Annotated in this window: 10 protein-coding genes; 9 read left to right on the forward strand and 1 reads right to left on the reverse strand. The window is 43.1% G+C overall.

The genetic code is table 11. The features are described from left to right. Positions 1 to 125 precede the first annotated feature (125 nt). The gene (locus AC3WQ3_RS05885; RefSeq protein ID WP_492471684.1) at positions 126 to 3,794 is read left to right on the forward strand and encodes a GH32 C-terminal domain-containing protein; all 3,669 of its coding nucleotides are present in this window, start codon (positions 126 to 128) and stop codon (positions 3,792 to 3,794) included. Between the two features lie 182 nt (positions 3,795 to 3,976). On the opposite strand, the gene AC3WQ3_RS05890 is transcribed toward AC3WQ3_RS05885, so the two are convergent. Then, a complete protein-coding gene (locus AC3WQ3_RS05890) occupies positions 3,977 to 4,672 on the reverse strand; it encodes a MerR family transcriptional regulator (protein ID WP_492471685.1) in 696 nt (231 codons plus the stop codon). Positions 4,673 to 4,826: 154 nt separating this feature from the next. Here AC3WQ3_RS05890 and AC3WQ3_RS05895 point away from each other — a divergent pair, with 154 nt between their 5' ends. The 8 genes from AC3WQ3_RS05895 (at position 4,827) to pyrH (ending at position 13,078) form a co-directional block, all read left to right on the forward strand. After that, the gene (locus tag AC3WQ3_RS05895) at positions 4,827 to 5,315 is read left to right on the forward strand and encodes a DUF6022 family protein (protein ID WP_154892517.1); all 489 of its coding nucleotides are present in this window, start codon (positions 4,827 to 4,829) and stop codon (positions 5,313 to 5,315) included. A gap of 61 nt (positions 5,316 to 5,376) precedes the next feature. After that, the gene (locus tag AC3WQ3_RS05900) at positions 5,377 to 7,017 is read left to right on the forward strand and encodes an SNF2-related protein (protein WP_492471686.1); all 1,641 of its coding nucleotides are present in this window, start codon (positions 5,377 to 5,379) and stop codon (positions 7,015 to 7,017) included. 437 nt (positions 7,018 to 7,454) lie between these two features. Next, positions 7,455 to 8,021 carry a DUF1361 domain-containing protein gene (locus AC3WQ3_RS05905; protein ID WP_492471754.1) on the forward strand — a complete coding sequence of 189 codons (567 nt, stop codon included), beginning with the start codon at positions 7,455 to 7,457 and terminating at the stop codon, positions 8,019 to 8,021. 92 nt (positions 8,022 to 8,113) lie between these two features. Then, the gene (locus AC3WQ3_RS05910; RefSeq protein ID WP_336781011.1) at positions 8,114 to 8,575 is read left to right on the forward strand and encodes a GNAT family N-acetyltransferase; all 462 of its coding nucleotides are present in this window, start codon (positions 8,114 to 8,116) and stop codon (positions 8,573 to 8,575) included. Positions 8,576 to 9,214: 639 nt separating this feature from the next. After that, complete coding sequence (locus AC3WQ3_RS05915; protein WP_336781010.1) at positions 9,215 to 9,601, forward strand: nuclear transport factor 2 family protein; 387 nt, start codon at positions 9,215 to 9,217, stop codon at positions 9,599 to 9,601. Positions 9,602 to 9,963: 362 nt separating this feature from the next. Continuing rightward, complete coding sequence (locus AC3WQ3_RS05920) at positions 9,964 to 10,539, forward strand: GNAT family N-acetyltransferase (protein ID WP_492471687.1); 576 nt, start codon at positions 9,964 to 9,966, stop codon at positions 10,537 to 10,539. A 533-nt stretch (positions 10,540 to 11,072) separates the two neighbouring features. After that, entirely contained in the window at positions 11,073 to 11,852 is a 780-nt protein-coding gene (locus AC3WQ3_RS05925; protein ID WP_492471688.1) for an alpha/beta hydrolase, read from the forward strand. Between the two features lie 488 nt (positions 11,853 to 12,340). After that, positions 12,341 to 13,078 carry a UMP kinase gene (gene pyrH / locus AC3WQ3_RS05930; protein WP_336780999.1) on the forward strand — a complete coding sequence of 246 codons (738 nt, stop codon included), beginning with the start codon at positions 12,341 to 12,343 and terminating at the stop codon, positions 13,076 to 13,078. The last annotated feature ends 236 nt before the right edge of the window (positions 13,079 to 13,314 follow it).

The following is a 13,314-nucleotide window of genomic DNA, read 5'->3' on the forward strand; positions in this document are numbered from 1 at the left end:
TCCTTGGTTCCACTTCTGTGGAAGCGTATTCAATAACTACTCATCTGGATAAGATTACGATGCAGCAGAGTACGGCATCATCCAAGAGTCCAGAATCTCAAACTCAACATACGGAGGCGGTTCCGATGAAAATGGACGTGTCCAGGGCAGTAACGAATTTGTCCGGTTGGATATTGCATGGTAAAGGCAATTTTGAAGATACAAATGAAGGACTTCATTTGATTTCCGAAGAGAAGGAGAATGTGACCATCCTATCGGACATGCGGGCCGAGGATTTTATTTATGAAGCGGATCTGTTAATCCAGGATATGAAGGCAGATGCCAGTCTTGTTTTCCGTTCCAATGATACGGGGTGGTCCTCCTATATGCTGCAAGTGGTTCCTCAGGCTGGTCTGATTCGTTTAAAAGATGCCAGTGGCAGGTCAGGTACATTGTTGGAAGAGTACTCGGTAACCGTGGAGTCTGGCGGCATTTATCATATGAAAGTAAAAGCGGTTGGCGAGAGGCTGCAGGTGTATTGGGATGGTGGGTACGACCCGGTGATTAATGTGAAAGACAGTGCGTATATATCAGGCAAGCTGGGGCTCCATGTGTGGGACGGATCAGGCTTGTTCCAAAATGTGAAGATCAGTACCATGAATGGAAATCTGGGTAATCCCGTTTACAGTGAAGGCGATTGGCAGCCGGATATCCAGGGATATCGGGGTAAAGGAAGTACGCAAGAGGAAACCCGGATCATATACGAGAAAACGGCTAAAGATTTTGTACTTGAGGGAGATGTATCTTTGGCCGATATGAGCTTCGCAGCTCTACTATTCAGGTCGAATACAGATGGGACAAAGGGATACAAAGCGGCACTTCGTAGAGAAGGGGAAGAGGTTCGGATACAGCTTCAAAAGGCGGATGGAACGATTCTTGCGAATTCGGATCGTACATACCCAAGTCAACCGGCAGCAAAGCACCATATCGAAGTGGTTGCCTCCGGTCGCCTGATTCAGGTGTATGTGGATGGATATGCAGCACCGGCTGTGGAGGTCACGGATTCTAGTTATGCCGAGGGATATGCCGGACTTGAAGTCGAACAGGGTGTCGCCTATTTTCAAGATACGTACATCACGGAAAATTCGATGTATTATACGGAAAAATACCGTCCCCAATATCATTACTCTCCGATTCGAGGGTCCGCAAGTGATCCGAACGGATTGGTTTATTACGAGGGGGAGTATCATTTATTTCACCAGGACGGAGGGACATGGGCCCATGCAGTCAGTACGGATCTTGTAAAATGGAAGCGTTTACCCATTGCACTGCCGTGGAATGATCTGGGTCATGTATGGTCGGGATCAGCGATTGCGGATCTGAACAACGCATCCGGCCTGTTCTCGGATTCCGGTGGTAAAGGTCTGATCGCATACTATACGTCGTACCATCCAGGTAAGCCTGGTGGCAATCAGCGTATTGGTCTCGCATACAGTACGGATCAAGGCCGGAATTGGCAGTACGCTGAAGACCATCCGATTGTGATTGAGAACCCTGGACAAAATGGCGAAGACCCGGGGAGTTGGGACTTTCGCGATCCGAAGGTCGTTCGGGATGAAGAGCACAACCGCTGGATCATGGTGGTATCTGGCGGGGACCATATCCGGTTTTTTACCTCAACGAATCTGCTTGATTGGACATTAACCGATAACTTCGGATATGGGGAATACATTCGCGGAGGGGTATGGGAGTGTCCCGACCTGATTCAGCTGCCTGTAGAGGGGACGAATGAGCGTAAGTGGGTGCTTATGATCAGTACCGGAGCCAATACGAAGACGCAAGGATCGGATGCGGAATACTTTGTAGGCGAGCTGACAGCGGAGGGGAAATTCGTGAACGACCATCCTGCCGGGAAAGTGCTGAAGACGGACTTCGGCAAGGAATTCTATGCGTCGATGTCATTTGCGAATATGCCGGATCAGCGGAAAGTGATGCTTGCGTGGATGACGAACTGGGATTATCCATTTGATTTCCCGACGAAACCTTGGAAAGGTCAATTGACTATTCCGAGAGAAATTTCTCTCCGAGCAACAGATGAGGGTGTACGTCTGGTACAAAAGCCTGTTATCGAACTGGAGACACTTCGGCAAAACCTGTACAGTGCGGAGCAGCTGGTGGTCGGGCCACGATCGCAGAATGTGCTCAAAGGTCTGAGTGCGGGTGCATACGAGATTGAAGCGGAAGTGGAAATTCCGGCAGGCAGTCCCGTTATGGAGTTTGGTTTTCACCTGCGTCAAAGGGAAGGGCAACAAACAACCGTGGGCTACAAGACGGAGAAAGAGACGATGTTCGTGGATCGCACTGCTTCGGGAGACGTGGGTTTCTCGGGCTTATTTACAAAAGTACACGAAGCTGCGCTACAACCTGAAAACGGGAGGATCAAGCTGCGAATATTTGTTGATGAAGCTTCTGTTGAAGTGTTTGGCAATGAGGGCAGAATGGTTTTCTCAGATGTCATTTTTCCGGATCCGGCTGGAAGGTCGATGGCGTTCTACAGCCTTGGTGGAGATGTGAAAGTGATCTCAATGAATGTATATGCCTTGGATAATATCTGGAGAGAAGGTATGTCCTCCGCTCCGAAGATTATTGCAGATACGCAGATAAGATTAGCGAATGTGGGTCATACCGAAACCCTCTACGCTTCGGCTGAAGGTGGACCAGGAAAAGGTGCCCAACCGCTGAAATGGACCGTGAGTAATCCTAAAGTGGTGAAAATCGTTGATTCTGGCAAAACACATGCTGCGATTCGTGCTGTAGGCAAGGGGGAAGCTTGGGTGACGGCTTCCATGGCTAATGGCAAAGCTACTGCCAAAATACCGATTACGGTAACGGATGGCGTATTCCACACGAATTTATCCGGCTGGCAAAAGGATCGACCGTCTGCCCAGTGGGTTGTTTCGGACCATGGCATACAGGGCAGTGACCGCAGTGATTCACAGTATATCGCGCAAGAGACTGCGGGAGACTTCCGATATGAGGCTGACTTGCAGCTGGATGCTGATGGGGGAGCAGGTTCCATTCTGTTTCGGGCAAGCGAGGATGGACGAAGTGGTTATTATCTGAATATTGATCCCAACCTGAAGGCGATTCGCCTGTTTTATAAAGTGGACGGAAAGTTCGAGAATCGGCAGGTACTTGCCCGCATTCCAAAATTCATTCGGGGTGATCAGACTTACCATATCCAGATTCAGGCGAAGGGAACTCGTATTCAGGTGGATCTGGACGGTGAACGGATCATGGATGTTCAGGATGGCACGTTTGCCGAGGGACACTTCGGTGTTCATACGTTTGGAGGCAGTGCGTCTTTCCAGCATGTGAATGCAGTTGACATGAAAAAAGCAGTTCTGGAGACCGTGATCATTCGGAGTGCAGAGCTTCCTGTGGCCCTACAAGCGATGCAATCCCAAGCAGGCGAGGTTGTGAATGTTGGTACCGAAAAGGATGGTGAAGAATCAAGTTATACTTGGATACTGGTGCCTACCGGTGATGATTCCGGTTCTTACTCCATCCGTACCGTCAGCGGGGTATCATTGGATTGGGATGTCGGTCAGAATCGTATACAACTCTATCCATATCTCGGGTATCCCAATCAACGCTGGAACATTTCCAAAAACGATGATGGGACGGTAAGCATTAGAAGTGTGCACAACGGGAGTGCACTCCGTGTATCGGAAGATGGGACCAAGCTGGTGATGGATCAAGTCAACCCTGAAGATGAGTATCAAAAATGGACTTTGGAAAACAAAGTGCAATAACCGTGGCGTGGTGTTCTAGAGAGTTAAAGGTCACAGAATTAATGACTTGTAATGTTGATCTGCGCCTTCATCATTTGAATAAGTCATGTGGAAGAGGACTGCACGTTAAGTGTAGTCCTCTAACTGTAAAGTCTGGCGTTTGTAGTGTAGCTATAATGGTATGGGAGCTCTACGGTTATTTCTTAAATATCTAGTGATCGAATCAATTGATGCAAGTAGTAGAGACCCGTCATCTGATGTTTAATTGTATTGTTCAGGTGATTTCGTATCCTTTCTGCAACATTAATTCCCTGCTCGAGGTTTTGGATTTCTAAACATGCAATTGATTGTTTTAATTTTACGGTCTCCTCAGAATAAACGGAACTTTGCAATATCTGGATCATCTTAATCTTAAGCAGGTGCGATTCATTATACAGACGGTATTTGTTATCAGTGTCACGTTCAGTAGTGAACAGACCGCTTTTCTCCCAGTAACGGATCGCTGATTTAGGGACCCCTGTCCGTCTAGAGACCTCGTGGATGCGGAAACGCTGATTGAAGTCGTAAGCTTGGCTTCCGTCGGCATATGAATTCAACTCCTCTACCAGTTGATCTAAACTTGCTTTTTCCTCATACAGTTTGACCTCCCTTTCCCTAACGACCCACAATACTTCCTCCAACTCATTTCTTTGGAGAGCATGCATCACCACGGTTGTTACTTCCATTCCGAAAGCAGGCGCCATAGCCTGAATACAGGCCAGATAGACCTCATGCCGTTCCGTATACATGCGATATCCATTGGCAGAACGCTCAGCAGGAGGGATTAGCTCCTTCGCTTCGTAGTTTCTCAAAGTGTTAGCGCTTATCATAAATTTATTCGCCAGTTTTTTGGGTCCCATTTTTGTGTTATCCCGCCTTTCAGGAAGAAACATTAAACCTATTGTAACGTTTATCTGTATTTTTGTTGATTTTATTTGTCCATTTCGAAGAAAACATTCCAATTGGCTTATATGTTGTATGATGAAGTCAAACTCAACTCAAGGAGGAATAAGAATGACACTTCATCCAGTATTCCGTTACGACATGACAATCGAAGAGCTTGCCCAAGTGGGCAATCAGTATATTGAATCGGCATGGAAGCCTTTGTACGACTCGTTACACGACCAACTCATGGTCGCTTTTCGTGAGATCGAGGATGCTGCCTATGGCCTGTATTTAGATCAGCTGATGCCTGTGATTTTTGATAGCCTTGAGGAGGCCGGCTTTGAAGTAATGGAACCCCTTGAGGACCATGATTTTGTTATCGGAAAATGTCTACTATTTCGAAATTCGCTTGAAAAGTGGGGATCAGAGGACAACAGGTCCAGGTTATTTTGGAATGTTGTACGCAGCAAAGAAAGTCAACAACCTATTGGGACTTTATTAACGGAAATTCCTCATTCTCATCTGAAGTTTGAGATTCCTACAGCGCCTGTACTCTTTTCGTTGAGGGAAATTGAGAGGGAACAGATCGTGCAAGGAATCCGACTTATCAAGGGATAGATAGAGGGGGTAAGGAAAGAAGCCAATATCGGCATATAATGATCCTTTGGAAGGTGGGTAAATGGGAACGATGTACGGAAAAATCGAACTGGTGAGCGGTAGGTGGAAGTTAAGTGGAGTCCATCCACATGTCTCCATTCGCTTGAAGCAGCTATTTCCACGCATAGCAATGAAACAAGTGGGCACTTTTTGGTTTTCAAACAGATCGAATATTTGTGTGGATCTTGCCTGGTTTATTCAGCGATATCCGATGGAGATAAGTTCGGAAGACAGAGCTAAACTTTTGCGTGGTCACGATAAGTTCTTTGAGACAAAAGCGTATCTGGAACAGATACTCACTCCTGATTATGATCCCATTCTGCGCCCGGGACTGAAACCTGGACAGAAGATTCGCCATTATCAATCGCAGGCAATCGATCTGTGTTTAGAACGTCGATCTCTACTCCTCGGTGATGATCTGGGTCTTGGAAAAACGTACACAGCGGCTGGCATGTTGCTGGAACCGGACACCCATCCTGCTGCTGTTGTCGTTCAGGCCCATCTTCAAAACCAATGGAAAGAGAAGATTGAATCATTCACCGAACTTATTGTTCATAAAATCGAAAGAACGCGACCGTATTCGATCCCTGATGCAGATGTGTATTTGTTCAAATATAGTCAGCTTGCCGGTTGGAAGAACTTCTTTGCAGATGGCCACTTCCAATGTGTCATTTATGACGAAATTCAAGAACTTCGAACCGGTCTCACAAGTAATAAAGGCGAGGCCGCGAAAATTTTGTCCGATGGAACAGAATTTCGGTTGGGTCTTTCGGCAACACCGATTTACAACTACGGTACCGAGATCTGGAATGTCTTACAATTTCTCGACCCCAACCTATTGGGAACCTATTCAGAGTTTATTCGGGAATGGTGCCACAGTGATCGGAAAGTTCATGACCCGGTTGTGCTAGGCAGTTTCCTACGTGAGCAGAATGTCATGCTCCGGCGGACGAAAAGTGAGGTTGGCCAACAATTGCCCCCGATCAACCAGATCGTTAAAGTGGTAGAGCCCGATCTACTTAAGTTAAAAACGATAAAAGCTCAAGCAAAACAACTTGCCTTAAGAGCTTCCCAAGGGACATATCTGGAGCGTGGTTCAGCAGCACGTGAACTGGAGCTTTTGATGAGACAGACAACGGGTGTGGCTAAGGCAGCGGGTATTGCCCAATATGCCAAGCGTTTGTTAGAAGCAGGAGTGCCCCTGCTTCTTGTCGGATGGCATCGGGATGTTTATGAAATATGGCTTAAGGAATTGACAAACTATTGTCCAGCTATGTATACAGGCAGTGAGTCGGATATACAGAAGACTGAATCCGTCAGGCGGTTTGTTCAAGGGGAAACGAATGTATTCATATTATCGTTGCGTAGTGGTGCAGGGTTGGACGGTTTGCAGTACCGCTGTTCAACTATATTGTTCGGAGAGTTGGATTGGTCGCCTAAGGTACACGAGCAAATCATTGGTCGATTAAACAGGGAAGGACAAAAGGAGAAAATCACAGTAGTCTACTTAAATTCAGAGGAAGGTTCTGATCCCGTCATGCTAGACGTTTTAGGTCTCAAGCAATCACAATCGGACAAGATAATCGACCCTCACGACATATCGATTACAAAGCCAATTCAGAATCTTAACAAGACCCAATCGCTTATCAATCAAGTCCTATAAAGGAATTGTGACTTTCGTAAGGGGCAGGTTAGTGCAGCAGTTTATAGGTTATACACGGGAAACGATAGAATAATAGAACTAAGAAAGCAGCCGGTCAAAGTGATCAGCTGCTTTTGTTCAACTAACGGGCAGGTTAACGTAAAAAGAAATTCACTTCTTCGATTGCAAACTTTTCCCTGTAATAAACGTTTCTGTTAAGATGATTCTTACTAGGGGTTCTTTTATAGAAAGCACCGATCTAAAGGAGATTACAACAAGGCATTTTTAAATCCCCAGGGAGAGGATTGGGAACCAACGAAATGAAAGATAACAAACATCCTGTTCAAGATTTTCGATTTATTTTAACTTTGCTAGTGGTTACGTTATGTTGTTTAGGTGTTGCGATGTATTTACGTATCAAATCTGATACGAATATGTATCAATTCTTAACCTGGGATATGTTCCTGGCATGGGTACCATATATTATCTCATCATGCATTAGATACATATTCAATAAGAAATTAACGAAAACGAGTCTGATCTGGTTGGTGCCGATAAGTGCGGCTTGGCTATTTTTTTTGCCTAATTCGGCATACCTTTATACTGAAATCCTGCATTCATTCAGATATTTCAATGCTCAAGAAGGAACACAATTTTGGATCCATATTGATTTTTGGTATAACCTCACCCTAACGTTCGCTGTAGCCATACTAGGCTTACTTCTCTCGACGTGCTCAATCATTCAAATACATGGTGTGTTAAACAAGTTATTCAGTAAGTACATTAACATGATGGTTATTGGCGTTATTTTAATGTTGAGTAGTTTGGGTGTATACATTGGGAGATTTAATCGGTGGAATTCATGGGATGTATTGTCCAGGCCTTGGCAAATTGTTATGGATATCGTGCATGATCTTGTTGCAAGGAACAACATGGTTATTGAATTTGTGACTATTGTATTTTTAATACAAATATTTGCATACATTATTGTATCCTTGTTGACTGCAAGGTCCAGTAGAGAATGAATATTGCTCTTTAATTCACTAAGCTAACGGTAGGTTAGGGTGAAGGTGTGATAAGATAAATTGAATATATTTACAATAGTAGGGGGTGTATCATGCGAGTTCGTTTGGCAACATCGGAGGATATCCCTCAGCTTGTACAAATGCGTTGGGATTTTTCGGAAGAAGAGCATGCTAATAATGTCGTTACATTTGAGGAATTTAACCAGATATGTAGTGAGTTTTTGCTAAAAGCAATCCAAAGCGGAGACTGGTATATTTGGATTGCAGAAAGTGGTGGAAGTCTTGTATCACATATGTACCTGCAGCTAATACATAAAGTTCCGCGTCCAGGAAAATCTTCAGACCCTTATTACGGTTACGTTACCAATGTTTATACTCTTCCGGCTTTCAGAAACTTAGGTATCGGGTCAAAAATCCATAATGCTATGGAAAATTGGTCAAAAGAGAATGAGGTCGAGTTTCTCATTCTTTGGCCAAGCAGCGAGAGCGTTGAATTCTATTCAAGAAATGGTTTTTCTCAGAGTAAAGAAGCGCTAGAAAAGCACTGGGACTGAGCAGCAAGTATTTGATCTTCGTAGAGACAGAATGCATTAACGTATCATGAGGCAGATGGACTCAAAATTAAGAAAGCTGCTGACCAGTGTAATCGGCTGCTTTTTCTACTCAACTTGCATGAATTATTAAGATGATAAAGCACTGGATAAAGGTGATGCTGTCTTTACGATCCGTTTCGTTTTGAATTAGCGAGTTCAGGAGGGCAATCCTGTGAGAATATTTAAGAGGTTAAACTTTTGATTGACTATCGTTGCTATTGTCGTTGTCCTGTATAAAATTATGGGGAAAGATGATAAAAACTTATTGTTATTTTTTACGAGTCCCCCTTTTTGGATAATTGAATCCTACGATTTTAAAGTTTCATTCACGCTACTCTATTTACTTCGTATAATATTTTGGTTTGTGATTGGATTAGTCCTGGATTTTGGAACATCTAAATTGAAAAGAATTTAACTCCTGTCATTTTTAAACTAACGTAGAAACGTTAATTCAAGACGGCCAGGAACAGTTTTTTCGTTGGCAACTGCTCTTTTTCTCTAAGCTAACAGGAAATGTTAAATATATGGTAGTATGACTTCGAGAACTACTTGTTTTGGTTTACTAGGGTGTCACCTTAATGTCAAGAGAGGAGTCCTGTTATGGAGCGTAAAGGAATAAGGGATATAATTGAAAATTATCTTGAAGCATACAATTCATATGAAATTGAAAGAATGGTTGAACTTTTGCATATGGACATCATATTCAGAAATATTTCCAATGGAGAAACGACAATAGAAACCAGAGGAATACAAGCATTTAGGGAGTTGGCAGAACAGTCCGCAACGATGTTCTCCAGCCGTCGCCAGACAATTACCGAATACAATGTTATAAGGGATGACAAGGTAGAGGTTGGAATCCATTACGAGGGTATCTTAGCTGTGGATCTACCCAATGGATTAAAGAGTGGGGATAAGCTGGAGTTAAAAGGTAACTCAACGTTTAAGATAAGGGAAGGAAAACTCTCGTTAGTTGAAGATTACAGTTGAGCCACGTTTGTTCAACTAACGGGCAGGTTAGTTGAATTAACAAGGACATAATTTTAAAATCACCTCAGGATCATTGGGTATAATTCGGAAGCTTTTCAGGCAGGGTATGCATGTGAATCAACTCGCGAATTCCTACTGTCTATCCCATGGCAGCATGAAGAAGATTGTTTATAAAACGCAGGCATAACAAAAGGCTCATGTTGGATAAAACCAACACGGGCCTTTTGTTATGTAAAAAATGATTATATAAATACTCTGCCTATAAAGGATGCGATATTCACCTCATACTGTTGCTAGGAAAGAATTATGGAAGAATCAGTAATATCGTTGATTGAGAGTATAGGAATCGGAGGAGTTGCAAAATGGATTGCGTTAATCATGAAGTAAATAAGTTAAATGTTACCGCTAGACTATGCGGTATGGAGGAGAAGTTCATTATCAATAATATTTATCCTCTTTATCTGCATGATTTGTCTGAAGTATGGGAACACAAAATCAATCGTTATGGGGTGTTTGAGAATGATGATACCCGAACTTCGATGGAACAGAATCGCGTGTTTGATATTTGGTGGGAACACCCGAACATATTATTCCCTTATCTGATCACAGTGGATGATATACCTGCAGGGCTTGCTTTTGTGGCTACTTCCCCTTTCATACCCTGTCCTCACTATATCGATTATTACATGAATGAGTTCTTCCTATTACGTAATTATCGAGGAAAGGGTGTTGGAGAAGAAGCGGTGCGACAGATTATTGGAAAGATGCCAGGGCAATGGGAATTACAAACAAATCCCACCGAACGAAACGAACGTGCGAAACGTTTCTGGCGAAAAACACTTAACACATGTACCAACGGGAAATACTCCGAAGAACTTCGTTATCATCCTGAAGATGGAGAAAAGCTAGTCTTTCGCTTCAGCACGAGTTCTGAATAAGTGAGTAATTAGAGAGGTTGTTCCTTATTCATAGGTTAGGTATAAACAAGGTTATCTGATATTCGTTGAACTAAAGGGTGGATTACACATATTTTTGAGTAGACAACCACAGCCTGCTCTTTCTATTTGAACCAACGGAAAAACGTTAGCGTAATAGAACTAAGAAAGCAGCCGGTCAAAGTGATCAGCTGCTTTTGTTCAAATAACGGGCAGGTTAGTTTTAATTTGTGTCAAGGAGAAACGTATCCATTAATAGGGAATTTTGAGTAAAAGGACATTTTCTTCATTTAACGAAAAATACCCTTAACTACTTTGAAACGTGAGTTTTAATGTTTTTAAGTGTAACTATATTCCTAAAAACTCGAATTATGAAATGAAAATTTGTCGGATTTGTTGTATATAAATATGAAAGCGCTTCCCTTAAAATGAAATCAAGCATATATAAGGCTGAGAGGCAGCGATAACAGCCGGCATTGACCGAACGGAAAAGATATGTGGTTGTTTAAATAATTTGAGTGTGAGGAGAATGTACAATGGCAATGATTCGATGCAATTATTTCTCGGAAACGTTAGGACTTAGCACGTCAATGACCGTTATTGTACCTCAGGCAACCAAGGGGCAAATCGGGATGAAAGGCGTCGCTATCCGGGAACGGCATCCCGTCCTCTGGCTGCTGCATGGCGGCTCTGATGACGATACGATTTGGTTAAGACGTACATCGATTGAACGCTATGTTTCCGAGCTGGGCCTTGCTGTCGTGATGCCTCAAGTCCAATTAAGCTTTTACACGGATATGGCGTACGGAGGAAAGTACGGCACCTTCCTGATGGAAGAACTGCCCCAGATTGCCCGGTCCTTGTTTCCGCTATCAGACGCTCGCGAGGAAAATTACGTCGCTGGGTTATCGATGGGTGGTTACGGCGCATTCAAATGGGCGCTAAGCAAACCTGATATGTTCGCTGCGGCCGCTGGACTTTCGACGGGTAATTTCCCGTTTTGGAGCCCGGGGCCGGACGGCGAGTTTCCTCCGTTTCTGCGTCTCGCATTCGGAGACGGACCACATGCGGGAACAGATAACGATCTTTACCATCTGATTCAATCCAATGATCGCACAGCTGGACCCAAACCCGCGTTTTACCAAGCTTGCGGTACGAATGATTTCCTATACGATCTAAATATTGAACTGAAGGAAGCGTTTGAGCGATCTTCCCTGGATTACACTTACGCTGAAGAGCCAGGTGTACACGATTGGGCATTCTGGGATAAAACGATTCAAGACGTGTTGAAATGGCTTCCTTTAGATCGTGTATGACATGTACGGTGAATTATCAAAAGTAAAAAAATCCAAATCCAGATTGTCCCGTCGGAAAACAATTGTAAAAAACGATTGAGCCTATTTTTTTTGCCCAGTCAGCTTTAGAAAAGGTCCTTCAGGGAGTTACTATAGAAGATGTTGTTAACAATATTAATAATGTTTCGAGTTAGGTACGTTGGCTAACACAAAACAAAAGCAGTCAATCTGATGGTTGACTGCTTTTGTTTATTGACCGGGGTGCGATTTATATTAAAGCTCAGTCAGTAAGGTAACTATGTGTAATAAAAAATATGTAGATTACGGTAATTGCAATTTACCGTCACGTAATGTAAAATCACTTGATGGAAAAAACATGAAGGGGTGGGAGTATGAGGTGGAAACAGAAGACTTACATTCAGTCGACTTGCGTAATTTCATATTTCCATTCCATTAGAACACTAAAGCATTTATTGCTTTAGTGTTTTTATTTTATGGGGGTGTAATCATTGTCAAGGTACAAAAGGGTTCTCGTTAAACTCAGTGGTGGTGCAGTAGCAGGAAACTCTGAATTTGGTTTTGAGCCAGAAAGGTTAGAGTATATTGCGGATGAAATTATGTCAGTAGTGAATTTAGGCGTTGAAGTATCGTTAGTTATAGGTGGGGGTAACATTTTCAGAGGGAATATGGCGGAAAGCTGGGGGATCGAAAGGGCAGAAGCTGATAACATTGGGACGCTTGCGACTGTAGTAAATAGTTTAATGCTTCGTGGAGTTCTTAAAGCCAAGACCCAAAAGGAAGTACGTGTAATGACGGCAATACCTATTACTTCAGTTGCAGAACCATACATCCGTCTGAGAGCAATCCACCATCTAGAAAAAGGCTATCTTGTAATTTTTGCAGGGGGGAATGGTCAACCATACGTTACAACAGACTATCCTTCAGTACAAAGAGCCATTGAGGTTCATTGTGACGCTTTGTTAGTTGCGAAGCAAGGTGTTGACGGTGTTCTTAATGCAGATCCTAAATTGGATAAAGATGCAAGGAAATTTCGTTCGCTTCATTACAACGACGTTTTAAAACAAAACTTAAAGGTAATGGACCAATCCGCTTTCATTTTAGCAAGAGACTACAATCTGCCAATGCATGTGTTTAACTTCGATAAACCAGGTTCGATGAAAGAAATTTGTGAAGGTAAGAATAACGGTACGATAATTAGTGGCGAATCCGTTTTAGAGTTGGAATGAAATATGTTAGAAATAATACTCTTCCTTGATTTTAGCGGAACGATAGTTCCATAAAAGAAAGGTATAAACACAAACCCACTACGCCATAGGAGTGGATTTGTGTTTATACTGATATGTAATCTTGTTCCATGGGGAGTCGCTAATTTGGCAGCTTTTTTGAGTGGGTTGAATTTATTAAAGACCTCCGCATGAGCAAACCAGCAAAAACAAGGTTGAATTTTAGGGCTTAATGGATT

The organism is Paenibacillus sp. FW104-T2, assembly GCF_058789975.1.

Coding starts and splice junctions, on each gene's coding strand:
- AC3WQ3_RS05885 (WP_492471684.1), top strand. CDS start 126: ATGAAAATGGACGTGTCCAGGGCAGTAACGAATTTGTCCGGTTGGATA.
- AC3WQ3_RS05890 (WP_492471685.1), bottom strand. CDS start 4,672: ATGGGACCCAAAAAACTGGCGAATAAATTTATGATAAGCGCTAACACT.
- AC3WQ3_RS05895 (WP_154892517.1), top strand. CDS start 4,827: ATGACACTTCATCCAGTATTCCGTTACGACATGACAATCGAAGAGCTT.
- AC3WQ3_RS05900 (WP_492471686.1), top strand. CDS start 5,377: ATGGGAACGATGTACGGAAAAATCGAACTGGTGAGCGGTAGGTGGAAG.
- AC3WQ3_RS05905 (WP_492471754.1), top strand. CDS start 7,455: ATGTTCCTGGCATGGGTACCATATATTATCTCATCATGCATTAGATAC.
- AC3WQ3_RS05910 (WP_336781011.1), top strand. CDS start 8,114: ATGCGAGTTCGTTTGGCAACATCGGAGGATATCCCTCAGCTTGTACAA.
- AC3WQ3_RS05915 (WP_336781010.1), top strand. CDS start 9,215: ATGGAGCGTAAAGGAATAAGGGATATAATTGAAAATTATCTTGAAGCA.
- AC3WQ3_RS05920 (WP_492471687.1), top strand. CDS start 9,964: ATGGATTGCGTTAATCATGAAGTAAATAAGTTAAATGTTACCGCTAGA.
- AC3WQ3_RS05925 (WP_492471688.1), top strand. CDS start 11,073: ATGGCAATGATTCGATGCAATTATTTCTCGGAAACGTTAGGACTTAGC.